Annotated in this window: 15 protein-coding genes; 12 read left to right on the forward strand and 3 right to left on the reverse strand. The window is 72.7% G+C overall.

The window, feature by feature from the left end:
* Positions 1-11: 11 nt before the first annotated feature.
* From N7L95_RS07255 to N7L95_RS07310, 12 genes are all read left to right on the forward strand, one after another.
* A complete protein-coding gene (locus tag N7L95_RS07255) occupies positions 12-1,037 on the forward strand; it encodes a lysophospholipid acyltransferase family protein (RefSeq protein WP_301259154.1) in 1,026 nt (341 codons plus the stop codon).
* Positions 997-1,650, forward strand: coding sequence for an outer membrane lipoprotein carrier protein LolA (locus N7L95_RS07260; RefSeq protein ID WP_301259155.1), 654 nt, complete (start codon positions 997-999; stop codon positions 1,648-1,650). The genes N7L95_RS07255 and N7L95_RS07260 overlap by 41 nt, the downstream gene beginning before the upstream one ends.
* A complete protein-coding gene (locus N7L95_RS07265; protein WP_301259156.1) occupies positions 1,647-4,040 on the forward strand; it encodes an MMPL family transporter in 2,394 nt (797 codons plus the stop codon). The genes N7L95_RS07260 and N7L95_RS07265 overlap by 4 nt, the downstream gene beginning before the upstream one ends.
* 56 nt (positions 4,041-4,096) lie before the next feature.
* On the forward strand, positions 4,097-4,963 hold the full coding sequence (locus tag N7L95_RS07270) for a polysaccharide deacetylase family protein (RefSeq protein ID WP_301259157.1): 867 nt from the start codon (positions 4,097-4,099) through the stop codon (positions 4,961-4,963).
* On the forward strand, positions 4,960-5,709 hold the full coding sequence (locus N7L95_RS07275) for a class I SAM-dependent methyltransferase (protein WP_301259158.1): 750 nt from the start codon (positions 4,960-4,962) through the stop codon (positions 5,707-5,709). Before N7L95_RS07270 ends, N7L95_RS07275 begins: the two co-directional genes overlap by 4 nt.
* A complete protein-coding gene (locus tag N7L95_RS07280) occupies positions 5,706-6,890 on the forward strand; it encodes a beta-ketoacyl-[acyl-carrier-protein] synthase family protein (protein ID WP_301259159.1) in 1,185 nt (394 codons plus the stop codon). Before N7L95_RS07275 ends, N7L95_RS07280 begins: the two co-directional genes overlap by 4 nt.
* A complete protein-coding gene (locus tag N7L95_RS07285) occupies positions 6,890-7,690 on the forward strand; it encodes a beta-ketoacyl synthase chain length factor (protein ID WP_301259160.1) in 801 nt (266 codons plus the stop codon). Before N7L95_RS07280 ends, N7L95_RS07285 begins: the two co-directional genes overlap by 1 nt.
* Positions 7,687-8,160, forward strand: coding sequence for a hotdog family protein (locus N7L95_RS07290; protein WP_301259161.1), 474 nt, complete (start codon positions 7,687-7,689; stop codon positions 8,158-8,160). Before N7L95_RS07285 ends, N7L95_RS07290 begins: the two co-directional genes overlap by 4 nt.
* Before the next feature lie 39 nt (positions 8,161-8,199).
* Positions 8,200-8,937, forward strand: coding sequence for a 3-oxoacyl-ACP reductase FabG (gene fabG, locus N7L95_RS07295; protein ID WP_301259162.1), 738 nt, complete (start codon positions 8,200-8,202; stop codon positions 8,935-8,937).
* 105 nt (positions 8,938-9,042) lie between these two features.
* Complete coding sequence (locus N7L95_RS07300) at positions 9,043-10,344, forward strand: cation:proton antiporter (protein ID WP_301259163.1); 1,302 nt, start codon at positions 9,043-9,045, stop codon at positions 10,342-10,344.
* Between the two features lie 703 nt (positions 10,345-11,047).
* Positions 11,048-13,189 carry a TonB-dependent siderophore receptor gene (locus tag N7L95_RS07305; RefSeq protein ID WP_301259164.1) on the forward strand — a complete coding sequence of 714 codons (2,142 nt, stop codon included), beginning with the start codon at positions 11,048-11,050 and terminating at the stop codon, positions 13,187-13,189.
* 341 nt (positions 13,190-13,530) lie between these two features.
* Positions 13,531-14,901, forward strand: a complete 1,371-nt coding sequence (locus tag N7L95_RS07310; RefSeq protein ID WP_301259165.1) for a dicarboxylate/amino acid:cation symporter — start codon at positions 13,531-13,533, stop codon at positions 14,899-14,901.
* Here the strand turns inward: N7L95_RS07310 and N7L95_RS07315 are convergent.
* The 3 genes from N7L95_RS07315 to N7L95_RS07325 are packed head-to-tail and all read right to left on the reverse strand — an operon-like array spanning position 14,893 to position 16,855.
* Positions 14,893-15,354 (reverse strand): DUF1294 domain-containing protein, encoded by a 462-nt coding sequence (locus N7L95_RS07315; RefSeq protein WP_301259166.1) that lies wholly within the window; start codon positions 15,352-15,354, stop codon positions 14,893-14,895. The two genes, N7L95_RS07310 and N7L95_RS07315, sit on opposite strands and share 9 nt — an antisense overlap.
* A complete protein-coding gene (locus N7L95_RS07320) occupies positions 15,351-16,130 on the reverse strand; it encodes a glycosyltransferase family 2 protein (RefSeq protein ID WP_301259167.1) in 780 nt (259 codons plus the stop codon). Before N7L95_RS07320 ends, N7L95_RS07315 begins: the two co-directional genes overlap by 4 nt.
* A complete protein-coding gene (locus tag N7L95_RS07325; RefSeq protein WP_301259168.1) occupies positions 16,127-16,855 on the reverse strand; it encodes a lysophospholipid acyltransferase family protein in 729 nt (242 codons plus the stop codon). Before N7L95_RS07325 ends, N7L95_RS07320 begins: the two co-directional genes overlap by 4 nt.
* Positions 16,856-16,862 lie beyond the last annotated feature (7 nt).

The raw sequence follows: 16,862 nt of genomic DNA on the forward strand, positions 1-16,862 counted from the left end.
CGGGCCTGCCAATGCACGACCGCTCCGCCTCCGCCGCCGGCAATGCCGCCGCCCCCACCGCGTGGACCGGGCAGCGCGAGCGCAGCAATGCGCGCACGCTGCGGCTGATGAGCTGGATCGCCACCACGCTGGGCCGGCGCGTGGCCCGGGCGGTGCTGCACCCGATCACGCTCTATTTCCTCTGCTTTGGCGCGGCAGCCGGTCGGGCCTCGCGCCAGTACCTGGGGCGGGTGCTGCAACGCCCCCCCGGCTGGCGGGAGCGCTATCGCCACCTGCACCACTTCGCGGCGACGGTGCTCGACCGCGTCTACCTGCTGCAGGAGCGCTTCGACGAATTCGACATCCAGCTGCAAGGCCTGGAGCACCTCGACGCCGTGCTGGCCGAGGGCGAGGGCGCGTTGCTGGTCGGGGCCCACCTCGGCAGCTTCGAGGCGCTGCGGGCGCTCGGGCAGTCGCACGGCGGCCTGCGGGTGGCCATGGTGATGTACGAAGACAATGCCCGGCTCATCAACAGCACGCTGAAGGCGATCGCCCCGGCGGCCGAGCTCCACACCATCGCGCTGGGCCGCCTGGAGGCCATGCTGAGCCTGCGCGACTGGCTCGACCACGGCGGCGTGGCCGGGCTGCTGGCCGACCGCACGCTGCCGGCCCAGGGCCAGCGCTCCGGCACCCACCAGCTGCCCTTCCTGGGCCAGCCGGCGGCTTTCTCGGACGGCCCGTTCCGGCTGGCCGCGCTGCTGCGCCGCCAGGTTGTCTTCATGGCCGGCCTTTACCATGGCGGGCGCCGCTACGAGCTGCGCTTCCTGCCGGTGGCCGACTTCCGGCAGCGGCCGCGCGGCCAGGCGGCGCTGGATGCCGCCATCGGCGAGGCCGTCGCCCGCTATGTCGCCATCCTCGAAGGGCTGTGCCGCGAGTCGCCCTACAACTGGTTCAACTTCTTCGACTTCTGGGCCAGTGCGGCCGAGCCGCCGCCCCAGGTCTCACCCACTGCCGACGATGACCGACCCGCTGCCCCGCATCCTCCCCTCACGGCCTGAGCCGGCTGCCCCCGCGTGCTGGCGCCGCCGGCTGCTGGCGGCCGTCGGGCTGGCCGCCGGGCTGGCCTTGTGCGCGCCTGCGCTGGCGGCCGGCGAGCTGAGCCTGGCGCAGCTGATGCAGGCGCTGGCCCAGGTCAAGTCGGGCGAGGCGCGCTTTGTCGAGAAGCGCCGGGTCGGCGAGCTGCAGACGACGCTCGAATCGTCCGGCCGCCTGTCGTTCCAGGCGCCCGATGTCTTTGTCCGCGAGACGCTCAAGCCGCGGCAGGAGCGTCTCGCGGTGACCGGCAACCACGTCACGATGAGCCAGGGCAGCCGCAGCCGCACGCTGGCGCTCGACAGCGCGCCCGAGGCCGAGGCCATCGTCGAGGCGGTGCGCGGCACGCTCACCGGCAATGCCGCGGCGCTGCAGCGGCATTTCATCCCCGGCCTGTCCGGCACGCTGGAGCGCTGGACGCTGGAGCTGGAGCCGCGCGAGCCGCGCCTGCGCGGCCAGGTGGCACGTGTCACCGTGCTGGGCCAGCAGGCGCAATTGCGGGAAGTGCGCATCCTGCTGGCCGACGGTGATTCGTCGGTGATGCAGATCGAGACGCTGGCGCCGGGCACCGGCCGATGAACCGCCGCTGGCTTCGGCAGCCGGCCCTGTGGGCCTGGCTGGCCCTGATGCTGCTGGCGCTGGGCCTGGCCTGGCGCGCCAGCTATGTGGCCGACCTGTCGGCCTTCCTGCCCCGTGCGCCGAGCGGCGAGCAGCGCGTGCTGCTGGAGCAGCTCAAGCGGGGCGGCACCGCCCGGGTGATGCTGATCGGCCTGCGCGGCGCCGATGCCACGACGCGGGCCGAGGCCTCCCGCACGCTGGCCGCCGGCTTGCGCGCCAGCGGCCACTTCGACGCCGTGCACAACGGCGACCACACCGCCTGGCAGCAGGCCGGCCGCTTCCTGCTCGACCACCGCTACCTGCTGAGCCCGGCGGTCGACGCCGAGCGCTTCACCGTGAACGGCCTGCGCGACGGCCTGGCCGACACCGCCTCGCTGCTCGGCACGCCGGCCGGCAGCATGATCAAGCCGCTGCTGTGGCGCGACCCCACCGGCGAGACCGTGCGCATGGCCGAGGCGATGATGCCGGCCAGCGCGCCGCGCATCGAGGCCGGCGTGTGGATGTCGCGCCAGCAGCCCCGTGCGCTGCTGGTGGCCACCACGCGGGCGGAGGGCGCCGACCTCGATGCGCAGGCCGCCGCCGTCGCCGAAGTGCGCCGCGCCTTTGTGCCGCTGGCCGGCCGCGGCCTGCAGCTGGAGCTGTCGGGCCCCGGCGTGATGAGCGTCGAGGCGCGCGGCCAGATCCAGGCCGAGGTGGAGCGGCTGGCCACCATCGACACGGTGGCCATGGTCGCGCTGCTGCTGCTGGCCTTCGGCTCGCTGGCGGCGGTCGGCATCGCGCTGCTGCCGGTGGCCAGCGGCGTGCTGGCCGGCATTGCCGCGGTGAGCCTGGGCTTCGGCGAGGTGCACGGCATCACGCTCGGCTTCGGCACCACGCTGATCGGCGAGGCGGTGGACTACGCCATCTACTACCTCATCCAGGCCCGGCCGGCGGACCCGGCTGCCGCCCCCGCCGGCCAGGGCCATCTGCACTGGCGCCACCACAGCTGGCCCACGGTGCGGCTGGGCCTGTGGACCTCGATGGCCGGCTTCGCCGCGCTGGCCTTCTCCGGCTTTGCGGGCCTGGCGCAGCTGGGCGTGTTCTCGCTCGCCGGCCTGGCGGCGGCAGCCCTGACCACCCGCCACCTGCTGCCCTGCCTGGCGCCCGACGGCGCCGCCGGCCTCGGCCTGCGGCGCCCGCTGGGCCGGGCGGTGGCCCGCGCCGCCGCGGCGTTGCCGCGCTGGCGCTGGCCGCTGGCTGCGCTGACCGTGGCGGCCCTGGCCTGGCTGGCACTGCAGCCGAGTGCCTGGCGGGGCACGCTGGCCTCGCTCAGCCCGGTCGCGCCGGCCGCGCTGCAGCTGGATGCCTCGCTGCGTGCCGACCTGGGTGCCTCCGAAGCCGGCACACTCATCGCCATCGAGGCACCGGACGAAGCCACCGCGCTGGAGCGCGCCGAGCAGGCCGGCCGGCGGCTGGACGCGCTGGTGGCCGACGGCCGGCTGCTGGGCTACGAGTCGCCGGCCAAGCTGCTGCCCAGCCCGGCCACCCAGAGGGCCCGCCAGCGCGCCCTGCCCAACGCCGACACCCTGCGCGCCCGGTTGGCCGAGGCGGCCGAGGGCGGCCCGCTGCCGGCCGCCCGCATGCAGCCCTTCATCGACGATGTGCAGGCCCAGCGCCGCCTGCCACCGCTGACGCGGGCCAGCCTGGCCGGCACGCCGCTCGACAGCGCGCTGCAGGCACAACTGCTGCCGGGCCACGCCGGCGGCCCGTGGACGGTGCTGCTGCACCTGCAGCTGCCGCCGCAGCCCACGCTGGACGGCACCTCGCTGCGGGCGGCCCTGGCCGGACTGCCGGACACGCGGGTGGTGCAGATCCAGGCCGAACTCGACGGCCTCTACCGCCACTACCTGCGCGAGGCGCAGTGGCAGGCGGGCCTGGGCGCGCTGGCGGTGCTGTTGCTGCTGGGCGCCCACCTGCGCTCGCTGCGCCGGCTGCTGGCGGTGACGCTGCCGCTGGCCGCCAGCGTGGCGCTGCTACTGGCGGGCCTGACGGCGGCCGGCGTGCCGCTCGGCGTGCTGCACCTGGTGGGCCTGTTGCTGGTGGTGGCGGTGGGCTCGAACTACGCCCTGTTCTTCGACCACCTGCGCCACACCGGGGAGGCCGATGCCGAGACGCTGGCCTCACTGATGATGGCCAACCTCACCACCGTGGTGTCCTTCGGCGTGCTGGCCACTGCCGGGGTGCCGGCGCTGGCCGGCATCGGCCTGGTGGTGGCGCCTGGCGCGCTGCTGGCGCTGGTGCTGGCGGCGGCCTTCATCGCTCCTTCTAGGGAGGTGCCGGCGGCAGCCCGTGTGGGACAATCCGCCCGCTGATCGACCCCGAACCCGGGGCCTGCCGCCAGCGCCCGAGCGGCGCTTCCGCAAGAGCCATGACGTCCCTGCCGACCTTCCCGCCCGCTTGGCCCGTGCCGCCGCTGCTGAAGCTCAGCGCTGCCTGCCACCTGGCGGCCGCGTTGCTGCCGCTCGCCGTACCGGAGGGCTGGCGCTGGGGCCTGGCCTTGCTGCTGGCCAACCATGCCATCATCACCGCCGCCGGCTTGTGGCCACGTTCGAGCTGGCTGGGCGCGAACCTGACGCGGCTGCCGGCCGACGCAGCGGCCCGCTGCGAGATCGCCCTCACCATCGATGACGGCCCCGATCCCGAGGTGACGCCCGCCGTGCTCGACCTGCTCGACGCGCACGCCGCCCGCGCCACCTTCTTCTGCATCGCCGAGCGGGCAGCCCGCCATCCTGCGCTGCTGCAGGACATCCTGCGCCGCGGGCACAGCGTGCAGAACCACACACAGCACCATTCGCACCGCTTCTCGCTACTGGGTCCGGGCGGCTTCGAGCGCGAGATCGCCACCTCGCAGGCGACCTTCACCCGGCTGACCGGCCAGGCACCCACGCTGTTTCGTGCCCCGGCCGGCCTGCGCAACCCCTTCCTTGCACCGGTGCTGCACCGCCACGGCCTGCTGCTGGCCAGCTGGACCCGGCGCGGCTACGACACCCGCGAGCGCGATCCGGCCCGGGTGCTGGCCCGGTTGAGCGATGGGCTGGGCGCCGGCGACATCCTGCTGTTGCACGACGGCCATGCGGCCCGCACCGCGGCCGGCCGCCCGGTGGTGCTCGAGGTGCTGCCGGCCCTGTTGCAGCGCTGCGCCGCCGCCGGGCTGCGCCCGGTGACGCTGCCCGAGGCGCTTGCCGCCCCGGCCGCCCGCCGGCCCCTGCCCGGCATGGCCGAGGCTGCCCGATGAGCCGCCCGACGCCCGACGCCGCCTGGCACCGACTGCGCGAGACCGCCGCCGCGCCCTACCGCAGCGCCGGCCGCTTCGCCTGGCATTTCGCCCGGGGCAAGCTCGGCATGGACCCGGTGTTTCGCCACCTGCTGAGCCAGGGCCTGGTGCCGCCGGCGGCCCGGGTGCTGGACATCGGCTGCGGCCAGGGCGTGCTGGCCAGCCTGCTGCTCAGCGCCGGCCGCAGCGCTCCCGGCGACTGGCCCGAAGGCTGGGCACCGGCACCCTGCGGCACGCGCGTCACCGGCATCGAGCTGATGCCGCGCGACGTCGCACGGGCGCGGGCTGCCCTGGCCGGCGAAGGCGAGGCCGCCCGCTTCGTCTGCGCCGACATGCGCCAGGCCGAGTTCCCGCCGAGCGAGGCGGTGGTCATCCTCGACGTGCTGCACTACATCGGCCATGCCGAGCAGGACGCGGTGCTGCGGCGCGTGCATGCCGCGCTCTCGCCGGGCGGCGTGCTGCTGCTGCGGGTGGGCGATGCCGCCCAGAAGCGCGGCTACGCCATCAGCCAGTGGGTGGACCGGCTGGTCACCCGCGTGCGCGGCCACCGTGTGCCGCCCACCTATGGCCGGCCCCTGGCCGCCTGGATTGAACAGCTGCGGGCACTTGGCTTCGAGGTGCAGCCTCGCCCGATGAGCCAGGGCACCCCTTTCGCGAACGTCCTGCTGGTGGCCCGCCGCCGCAGCGACGCAGGAGCTTGCGCATGAAGAAGAACCCGCTGCCGATCAGCAGCATCACCGCCACCAGCGCACTGGGCGCCGGTCAGGCCGCCCACCTGGCGGCCTTGCAGGCCGGCCGCAGCGGCCTGGCGCCCTGCCGTTTCGCCGATGTGGACCTGCCCGGCTATGTCGGCGAGGTCAAGGGCCTGGACGCGGTGCAACTGCCGCAGGCGCTGGCCGCTTACGACTGCCGCAACCACCGCCTGGCCTGGCTCGCCCTGCAGCAGGACGGCTTCTTCGAGGCGGTGCACCAGGCCCGCGAGCGCTGGGGGGCCGAGCGCGTTGCGGTGTTGCTCGGCACCAGCACCTCCGGCATCCTGCAGACCGAGCTGGCCTACCGGCGGCGCGACGCCAGCGGCGCGCTGCCGGCCGACTTCCACTATGCCGAGACGCACAACACCGGCTCGCTCGCCGCCTTCGTGGCGGCCGCCCTCGGCGTGACGGGGCCGGGCATGGTGGTGTCCACCGCCTGCTCCTCCAGCGCCAAGGTGTTCGCCTCGGCCGCCCGCCTCATCGAGGCCGGCTGGGTCGATGCCGCGGTGGTGGGCGGCGTCGACAGCCTCTGCCTCACCACCCTCTATGGCTTCAATTCGCTGGAGCTGTTCTCGCCCGACATCTGCCGCCCCTGGGATGCGCAACGGCGCGGGCTCTCGCTCGGCGAGGCCGGCGCCTTCGCGCTGATCGAGCGCGACTGCGCCGGGCCGCGCGCCTGGCTGCTGGGCTGCGGCGAAAGCAGCGACGGCCACCACATGAGCTCGCCCCATCCCGAAGGGGCGGGCGCAGTGGCCGCCATGCGCGAGGCACTCGCGCAAGCCGGCCTGGCTCCATCGGACATCGACTACATCAACCTGCATGGCACCGCCACGCCGGGCAACGATGCGGCCGAGGACCGGGCGGTGAGCCAGGTGTTCGGCCATGACACGCCGTGCAGCTCCACCAAGGGCGCCACCGGCCACACGCTGGGCGCGGCGGGTGCGGTGGAAGCGGCGCTGTGCGTGCTGGCGCTGCAGCATGGCCTGATGCCTGGCGGCCTGAACCTGCGCGAGCGCGATCCCGCGCTGCAGGTCCGCTACCTTGACCGCAACCAGACGGCGCCGCTGCAGGCGGTGCTCAGCAATTCCTTCGGCTTCGGCGGATCCAACGCCAGCCTCGTGTTCGGAGCCGCCTGATGCCCGCCCTCACCGTTTCCCTGCATGGCATCGGTCTGGTCGGCCCTGGCCTGCCCAGCTGGGCCGAAGCCCGCGCGGTGCTGGCCGGCCAGCAGCCCTACCAGCCCACCGCCAGCGCGGTGCCGGCGCCGCAGCGGCTGCCGGCGGCCGAGCGACGCCGCGCCGGCCTGGCCATCAAGCTGGCGATGGCGGCCGCCGAAGCCGCCTGCGCCGATGCCGCGGTGGACCCGCAGGGCCTGCCGACCGTCTTCACCTCGTCCAGCGGCGACGGTGCCAACTGCCACGCGCTGTGCGAAGTGCTGGCCGGCGACGACCGGCTCATCTCGCCGACCCGGTTCACCAACTCGGTCCACAACGCCGCAGCCGGGTACTGGCACATCGCCGTCGGCAGCCGGGCCGCCTCGACCAGCCTGTGTGCGCACGATGCCAGCTTTGGAGCCGGGCTGGTCGAAGCGCTGGCGCAGCGCGCACCCGGCAGCCAGCTGCTGCTGGTGGCCAGCGACACCGCCTATCCGGAACCGCTGCACACGGTGCGGCCGATCAGCGACAGCTTCGCGGTCGGGCTGGTGCTGGGCGACCCGGCAGCGGGCACCCCGCGCCTGAGCGTGCGGCCGCTGGCGGCGGCGGCCGCTGGCGTTTCGCCCACGCCCTGCCGCGACCCGGCGCTGGAAGGCTTGCGGCGCATCGTCCCGGCCGCCCGGGTGCTGCCACTGCTGCAGGCGCTGGCCGAGGGCGGCGAGCAGCGTGTGGTGCTCGACTACCAGTCCGGCCTGCACCTGGAAGTGCTGCTGCAGCCATGACGGCGACGCCACTCCCCCTGCCGGCCCACCTCGATCACGCGGGCATTGCCGCCCTGGTGCCGCATGCCGGCAGCATGTGCCTGCTCGAACGCCTGCTGTCCTGCGATGCCGAACGCATCCGCTGCGAGGCCGGCAACCACCGCCGCCCCGACCATCCGCTGCGCAGCGCCAGCGGGCTGCTGGCCAGCGCCGCCATCGAGTACGCGGCGCAGGCCATGGCCCTGCATGGTGCCCTGCTGGCCCGCGCCGCCGGTGGCACGGCCCGACCCGGCTTCCTGGCCAGCGCCCGCAGTGTGCAGTGGCACCGCCTGCGGCTCGACGACCTGCCCGGCCCGCTCGAAGTGGAGGCGATCCGCCAGGCCGGCGACGAGCGCCAGATCCTCTACGCCTTCAGCGTGCGCCATGCCGGCGAGCCGGTGGCCGAGGGCCGCGCCGCCGTCGTGCTCGACACGCCCCTGCCGCTGCCCTGAAGCCAGCCGGCCACCCTGTCTGCGCAACCGCCCCTCACCATGACCGCTCCCCTTCCCCCCAAGCGCGCGCTCGTCACCGGCGCCAGCGGCGAACTCGGCAGCGCCATTGCCCGCCGGCTGGCGCGCGAGGGCGCCCATGTCATCGTGCATGCCAACTCGCGACTGGAGGCGGCCGAGCAGCTGGCCGCCGAGCTGTGTGCCGCAGGCCACTCGGCCGAGGCCGTCGCCTTCGACGTGACCGACCGCGCCGCCGCCCATGCGGCGATCGACGCCCTGCTGCAGGCCGGGCCGGTGCAGATCCTCGTCAACAACGCCGGGCTGCACGACGACGCCGTCTTTCCGGCGCTGCGAGAGGCGCAATGGCAGCGGGTGCTCGACGTCTCGCTGAACGGCTTCTATCACGTCACCCAGCCGCTCATGATGCCGATGATCCGCACCCGCTGGGGCCGGGTCATCAACATCTCCTCGGTGGCCGGCGTGGCCGGCAACCGCGGGCAGGTGAACTACGCGGCAGCCAAGGGCGCGCTCAACAGCGCCACCAAGGCCTTGTCGCTGGAGGTGGCCAGCCGCGGCATCACCGTCAACGCGGTGGCGCCGGGCATCATCCAGTCGCCGATGGCCGACGCGGTCTTCGACGCCGCCACCATCGCCCAGCTGGTGCCCGCCAAGCGCGCCGGCACGCCGGAGGAAGTGGCGGCGCTGGTCGCCTTCCTGGCCGGCCCCGAGGCCGGCTACATCACCGGGCAGGTGCTGTCCATCAACGGCGGCATGGTCTGACGCCCGCGCGGCGCTGCCCGCAAGGACAGCCGGCGGCGGGCGCCGCCGGCACGCCTCTCGCATTGGGCAAGGCTCCTCCGCTCAGGCGGATCCAGGAGGAGCACCATGCAGACGTCCCATGTCCATGCCAGCGAGCAGCTGCTGTTCTTCACGCTGCTGCAGCTGCTCATCATCGTGCTGGCCGGCCGTCTTGGCGGCTCGGCCGCACAGAAGCTCGGCCAGGCCCGGGTGGTCGGCGAGATCGTCGTCGGCATCCTGCTCGGGCCGTCGCTGTTCGGGCTGCTGGCACCGGCGGCCTTCGGGCTCGTGTTTCGTTCGACCCCGCCGCTGCCGCTGGACCTGCTCTCGCAGGTCGGGCTGCTGCTGCTGATGTTCCAGATCGGGCTGGAGTTCGAGTTCAGCCATCTCGGCGAGCGCCGCAACCGCCGCGCCGTGCTCGGCGTGGCGCTGGCCGGCATCGCGGTGCCGTTCGTCCTGGGCCTCGGCTTTGCTCCGCTGGTGCCTGCCGCCTATGCCGGGCCCGCATCGTCGGCACAGTCCTTCGCGCTTTTCTTCGCCACCGCGCTGTCGATCACGGCGCTGCCGGTGCTGGGGCGCCTGCTGATGGAGTTCGGGCTGACACGCGCGCCGCTCGGCGTCATCGCGATCAGCGCGGCGGCCATCAACGATGTGGCCGGCTGGCTGTGCCTGGCGCTGGTGACGACACTGGCCAGCGCCCCCTTCGACGGCGGCCGGTTCGGCCTGCGGGTGGCGGCGGTGCTGGCCTTCGCCGCCGTGTGCTGGTGGGGCGTGCGGCCGCTGCTGGCGCGCTGGGTGGAAAGCCGCGTGGAGCGTGACGGCGAGCTGTCCGGGCAGGTCATGGGCGTGGTGCTGGCCGGCATCTTCGCCGGCGGCATGGCGACCTACGAGCTCGGCATCTTCGCGGTGTTCGGTGGCTTCATGCTGGGCGTGCTGCTGCACGACCGGGCCCGCTTCGCCGCCGCCTGGAAGGAGCGGGTCGGCCGTTTCGTAGACGTGTTCTTCCTGCCGGTCTTCTTTGCCTACACCGGGCTGCGCACCGACATCGGCTCGCTGGCCGACCGTGCCGCCTGGCTGTGGTGTGCCGCCGTGATCAGCATCGCCACGCTGGGCAAGTTCGGTGGCTGCTACCTGGCGGCCCGGCTGGCCGGCCTGCGACGGGACGAGTCCCGGCTGCTGGGCGCCATGATGAACACGCGCGGCCTGATGGAGCTGGTGGTGCTGAACGTCGGCTACGACCTGCGGGTGATCGGCCCGCAGATGTTCACGATGCTGGTGCTGATGGCCATCGCCAGCACCGTGGCCACCAGCCCGCTGCTGCGCCGCTGGCTGCCGGCGCTGGGACTGTGGCAGCCGACGGTCAGAGCCGCCAGGCCGGCCCTGCGCTGACGCCGGGCGCCGGCCGGCTTGTCCCCGCCGGCATGCACGTCTTGTCCGGTGCCGGCGGCTTCGATGCGACAGTGCGCCTGTTGCGAGTGCCATCGCCCCAGGGTCGGCCCATCGCCTCCGGGCGGCGGCCGGCCAGCCTGCTTCGCCTTCGGCGCGCCGCGGGACGCGCGGTGGTTTGCCGTCCGCACCAAACGCAGCCGCGCCGCAGCGCGGCCCCCTGGCCCTGTGGGAGGACCCATGGACGTGCATCGCCGCCTTGCCTCCGTCGCGCCGCTGGACCCCAGCCTGCTGACCGGCTGTTTCGCCGACGAGCCGGCGCTCCCGCCATCACCGGCCTGCCGGCCGCGGCCGTGCGCGGGCCTTGCGTCTTCGGCGCAGGCCACCGGCCTGGCGCTCGAGCCGTGCGCGGCACCCGCCCGTGGCTGGCTCGGCTGGCTGCGGGCCCGCTGGCGCCGGCTGCCCCCGCCAACGCCGCCTGAGCCGCCGCCCCCTGGCGGCCTCGCGTCGCTGCGCGCCCCCGGGCACTTCGCACGAATAAGAATCGTTATCATTGACGTCTTTCGTGCCGTGCCACCGACCCGGGGCGCGGCTTTTCTTCGACCGTGCTTGCCTTCCTTGGATGCCGCAAGCGATCCGCGCCAGCCACGCCCCGCTCCGGGTCCAGCCAGCCATGCGGATGTCCTGTTGCTAGGAGCATGGCCTCATGGCCTCACATCACCGGCTCAGCCTACTCACCGCCGCGATCCTGCAAGCCACCAGCTGCGTGGCCCTGGCCCAGACCGCCGACCGTCCGCCCGCCGCCGACCGCGGCACCGAGCTGCCGGAAGTGCGGGTGCGTGCCACTGCGGTGCGCGAAACCGCCACCGGGCCGGTGACCGGCTACCGGGCCACCCGCAGCGCCACCGCCACCAAAACCGACACGCCCTTGCAGGAAGTGCCGCAATCGGTGAGCGTGATCGGCGCCGAGCAGATCCGCGACCAGAACGCCCAGACGCTGCAGGAAGTGCTGCGCTACACCGCCGGCGTGACGGCCGATGTCTACGGCCTCGACAACCGCGGCGACTGGTTCATGATGCGCGGCGGCAGCGAAGGCTCCATCCTGCTCGACGGCCTGCGCCTGCCGCTGACCGGGTACTACGGGGTGGTGCGCAATGAACCCTATGCGTTCGAGCGCATCGAGGTGCTGCGCGGGCCGGCGTCGGTGATGAGCGGCGAGAACGGCCCGGGCGGCGTGGTCAACCTCGTCTCCAAGCGGCCACAGGCCCAGCCGCAGCGTGAGATCCAGGTGCAACTGGGCAACCACGACCACAAGCAACTGGCCGCCGACCTCACCGGGCCGCTCAACGAGGACGCCACCCTGCTGTACCGGCTGGTGGCGCTGACGCGCGACAGCGGCACCCAGGTGCAGTACGCCGACATGGAGCGCCAGTACGTGGCTCCGTCCCTGACCTGGCAAGCGGCCCCCGGCACCCGGCTGACCGCCTATCTGCAGTACCAGCGGGACCGCAGCGGCAACACCGAGGGCTTCTTCCCGCTGGAAGGCACGCTCCATCCCGGGCCGCAAGGCAAGATCCCGCTGGAGCGCTTCGTCAGCGAGCCGGGGTGGGACACCTATGGCGGCCGGCGCTGGCGCCTGGGCTATGAGCTGGAGCACCGCCTGAATGACCAATGGACGCTGCGCCACCACCTGCGCCATGACGACGTGGAAGGCAAGCTGCGCAGCATGTATGCCGACTACACCACCGGCTTCCTGGCCGACGACCGCTCGCTCGGCCGCCTCTGGTACGCCACCGACGACGACAGCCGCATCACCAACGGCGACCTGCTGCTGGAAGGCCGGCTGCGGGCGGGTGACGTGCAGCACACCCTGCTGCTGGGCGTCGACGTGATGCGCTCGCGCATGTCCCGGCTCTACTGGGCCGGCGCGGCCACGCCGCTGGACGTCTACACCCCGGTGTACGGCCGCTTCACCCCGCCGGCACTGAGCGCCGACAGCGCCCTGCCCGGCAGCTCCGGCACCACGCGCACCCGCCAGTACGGCCTGCTGCTGCAGGACCAGATGAAGTTCGGCCAGCGCTGGGTGGTGGTGGCCGGCCTGCGCCGCGACCGGGTGAAGACCGAGCTGAGCCCGTCCACCAACCAGGACGTCAATGAGCAGGCCTGGACCAAGAACCTGGGCGTGGTCTACCTGGCCGACCATGGCTGGGCGCCGTATGCCAGCTACGGCGAGTCCTTCCAGCCGGTGCCGGGCTTCAACAAGAGCGGCAGCTTCAAGCCCAAGCGTGGCAAGCAGGTCGAGCTGGGTGTGAAGTGGGAACCCACCGACGCTCGCATGAGCGCCACCGCCGCCGTGTACACCGCGAAGGAGACCAACCGCACCATGCCGGACCCGGCCGACCCCACCAACCAGCTGCAGCGCGGCGAGGTGGCGGTCAAGGGCCTGGAGCTGTCCTTCACCGGCCGCGTGCAGTCGTGGGAGCTGATCGGCGCCTTCACCCGCACCCACACGCGCGACAAGGCGACCGACACGCGCCTGCCCAACGTGCCCGAGCACAATGCCTCGCTCTGGGCGGTGCACCACTTCGCGGCCATGGGCGTGCCGGGCGCGAAGGCCGGCTTCGGCGTGCGCCGGCTCGGCAAGACCTCGGATGGCAGCGACACGCTCTCGACGCCAGCGGTGACGCTGTTCGACGCCATGGTCTCGCTCGAACGCGGCAACTGGACCTATGCACTGAACGCCACCAACCTGACCGACAAGACCTACTTCGCCGCTTGCCTGGATCGCGGCGATTGCTGGTACGGCACCAAGCGCAAGCTGGTGGGTACGGTGAGCTACCGCTTCTGAGGCCGGCGCGGCTCGCTGCCGCATCAAGTGCCGCGAGGCAGGCCGGGCCGGTGCCTGGCCTGCCGACCGCGCAGCCCGCTGGTCCGCGGCGCCCACCTTGCCGCGGCTGCGGGGACGATGGCGCCAAGAACGCCTGCACACTCCCTACCAGGCAAGGCCTTGCGACCCAGGCGCGCGTGCGAACTCGGCCCGCCTTCCGCACGCCCGCCCTGGCATGGGTGCGTTCGCGCCACCCGAGGGCCTGCCGCTCGCCCGCTCAGCGCGCCCCTACGCAAAATCCACATCGGGCCGCGCGAACCCGGCGCTTAGAGTCGATGCAAACCTTCCTCCCTACATCGATGATGAGTCCTTCCACAAGCGGGCTTACCCCAGCCTCTGCGCCCACCCGTCGGCCGTTCTACCGCATCCTCTACGTCCAGGTCCTGTTCGCCATTGCGCTGGGCGTCGCGCTCGGGCACTTCTGGCCGTCGCTGGGTGAATCGATGAAGCCGCTGGGCGACGGCTTCATCCGCCTGATCAAGATGATCATCGCGCCCATCATCTTCTGCACCGTGGTGCTGGGCATCGCCGGCATGGAGAACATGAAGAAGGTCGGCAAGACCGGCGGCATGGCCCTGCTCTACTTCGAGATCATGAGCACGGTGGCGCTGGTCATCGGCCTGGTGGTGGTGAACCTGGTGCAGCCGGGAGCTGGCATGCACGTGGACGCGGCGTCGCTGGACACCAAGTCGGTGGCCGCCTATGTCGGCCCGGGCAAGATGGCCAGCACCACCGAGTTCCTGCTCAACGTCATCCCCAACAACGTGGTGGAGGCCTTCGCCAAGGGCGACATCCTGCAGGTCCTGCTGTTCTCGGTGCTGTTCGGCTTCGCGCTGCAGAAGTTCGGCGGGCGGGACAACATGGTCTACCAGCTGATCGACCGCCTCTCGCACGTGCTGTTCGCCATCGTCGGCATCATCATGAAGGTGGCGCCGATCGGCGCCTTCGGCGCCATGGCCTTCACCATCGGCAAGTACGGGGTCGATACGCTGCTGTCGCTGGCCCACCTGATGGCGGCCTTCTACATCACCTGCCTGTTGTTCATCTTCGGCGTGCTGGGCGCGGTGGCCCGGGCGCACGGTTTCTCGATCTGGCGTTTCGTGCGCTTCATCCGCGAAGAGCTGCTGATCGTGCTCGGCACCTCCTCCAGCGAGAGCGTGCTGCCCAAGCTGATCCACAAGCTCGAACACGCCGGCGCGCACAAGTCGGTGGTGGGCCTGGTGGTGCCCACCGGCTATTCCTTCAACCTCGACGGCACCTCCATCTACCTGACGATGGCCGCCGTCTTCATCGCCCAGGCGACCGACACACCCATGACGCTGGTGCAGCAGCTGACCTTGCTCGCGGTGCTGCTGCTGACGAGCAAGGGCGCGGCCGGCGTCACCGGCAGCGGCTTCATCGTGCTGGCGGCCACGCTGTCGGCGGTGGGCCATGTGCCGGTGGCCGGCGTGGCCCTGATCCTCGGTGTCGACCGCTTCATGAGCGAAGCCCGTGCGCTGACCAACCTCATCGGCAACGGCGTCGCCACGCTGGTGGTGGCCAAGTGGTGCGGCCAGCTCGACGAGCAGCGCCTGCAGGACGTGCTGCGCGGCGAAGAGGCGCCGACGGCTGCGGCCGTGGCAGCCCCCCAGGCACCGCAGGGCCACGCCCAGGGCGCCGGCCCCTCACGCTGAAGCGACGGCAGCGCGCGCCAGCAGCGCGCACAGCGCCAGGAACAGGCCGATGTTGAGCGCCACCGTGGCCCAGAAGACACGCCGGAATGCGGCCTTGCTGGACTTGTGGCGCAGGCCCTGCTGGGCCGCGATGGCGCCGGGCCAGCCCCCCAGCAGGCCGAGCAGCAACAGGGTGCGCTCGGGCGTGCGCCGCCGCCCGTGCACCGCCGCGCGCTTGTCGAGCGCATAGGCGGCGAAACACACCACGCTTGCAGCCAGGTAGGCCGGCAGCACCAGCGCCGGCACTCCCCAGAAGGCCTGCGCCCCCCGGTAGGCCAGCGCGAACACGGCCAGCGCGCCGTAGCCGGCAGCCGGTGCGGCAGCAGGCGGCGGCGCCCGGCGTCGCGCCGCCACCGGTGCTTGCAGCGCGGCCTTGGCGCGGCGCTCGCCGGCGCGGGGGGCGCCGGCCTTCAAGCCTGGAAGGGCGGCCGGCCCGCCCGCCGGCGCGCCAGCAGCAGCGGCAGGCGCAGCAGGAAGCCCAGCATCAGCCGCGTGTGCATCCATGTCAGCAGCAGGTTGTCGCGCCCGTAGTGGAAATGCGAGACGCCGCCTTCCTCCGGCCGCAGGTACTTGACCGGCGCGTCCAGGTTGAGCGGCTTCACGCCGCGCCAGGCCAGCCGCACCACCGCCTCGGTGTCGAAGTCGAAGCGCCGCATCCAGGGCTGGCCCTGCATCACCTGGATCAGCGCGTCGACCGGGTACACCCGGAAGCCATACAACGAGTCGGCCACGCCGGCGCCCAGGGTCTCGAGGTTGGTCCACCAGTTGGAGATGCGGCGTCCCCGCACGCGCAGCAGCGGCGCACTGGCGTCGAAGATGGGCCGGCCCAGCACCATGGTGTCCGGCCGCCCGGCCGAGGCCTGCATGAAGCGCGGAATCAGCTCGGCCGGGTGCTGGCCATCGGAATCCATCGTCAGCGCATGCGTGTAGCCCTCGGCCCGGGCCGCGTGCAGGCCGAGCAGCACCGCGGCGCCCTTGCCCCGGTTCTGCGGCAGCAGCAGCACCCGCAGGTCGGGGTCTTCGGCGGCCATGCGCTGCAGGCCTTCGGCGGTGCCGTCGGTGCTGCCGTCGACCACCACCCACACCGGCGACCAGTGGGCACGCGCGGCGCGCACCGTCTCGTACACCTTCGGGCCGGTGTTGTAGCTCGGGATGATGACCGCATGGCGCGGGGCGGCGACGCTGCTCATGGCTGCAGCTCCTTCCTGAAGTAGTCTTCCAGCTCGGCCAGCGCCGCCTGGTGGTCGGCCCGCGGCTCGAAGCGCCGGCCCAGGCGCAGCCGGAACACGACGGGCGTGGCCGGCAGCTTCCAGATCGGCCAGCCCTTGCCGAGGTAGGGGGAGTCGGTCTCGATGAAGACGGTCTGGATCGGCACCTCGGCCTTGTGCGCGATCAGCGTGATGCCGGGCCGGAACGCGTTCAGCGGCGCCTGCTCGGTGCGCGTGCCTTCCGGAAACAGCACCAGCTGGCCACCTTGCTGCAGGCTCTCGACCGCGCAGCGCACCATCTTGCGCGGCGAGTCATTGCAGATGTAGCGCGCCAGGCGCGCACCCGCGCCAAGAAAGATGTTGCGCACCAGCGCCGCCTTCATGATGCAGACGCTGCGTGGCAGCTGCGCGACGATGAGCAGCGCATCGACCATGCTGGGATGGTTGGCCGCGATGATCAATCCGCCCGGCACATCACGCAGCGCAGCCAGCGCCTCGGTGTCGATGCGCATCAGCCCGCTGGCCCGCGCACAGGCCCAGTAGAAGCGGTAGCCATAGGCGATGCCGGCACGGCCGACCGCAGCGCCGCGGCCCTCGGGCAGCAGCGGATGCAGCAGGAAGGCCAGCGTGTTCCAGGCCAGCGAGATCAGGCCCAGCCACAGCAGCAGCACCCAGAGCCACGCAGTGAGCAGCGCGCGCGCCAGCATCGCTTGG

Origin of the sequence: Eleftheria terrae (genome assembly GCF_030419005.1) — a bacterium.
Taxonomy (GTDB): domain Bacteria; phylum Pseudomonadota; class Gammaproteobacteria; order Burkholderiales; family Burkholderiaceae_C; genus Caldimonas; species Caldimonas terrae.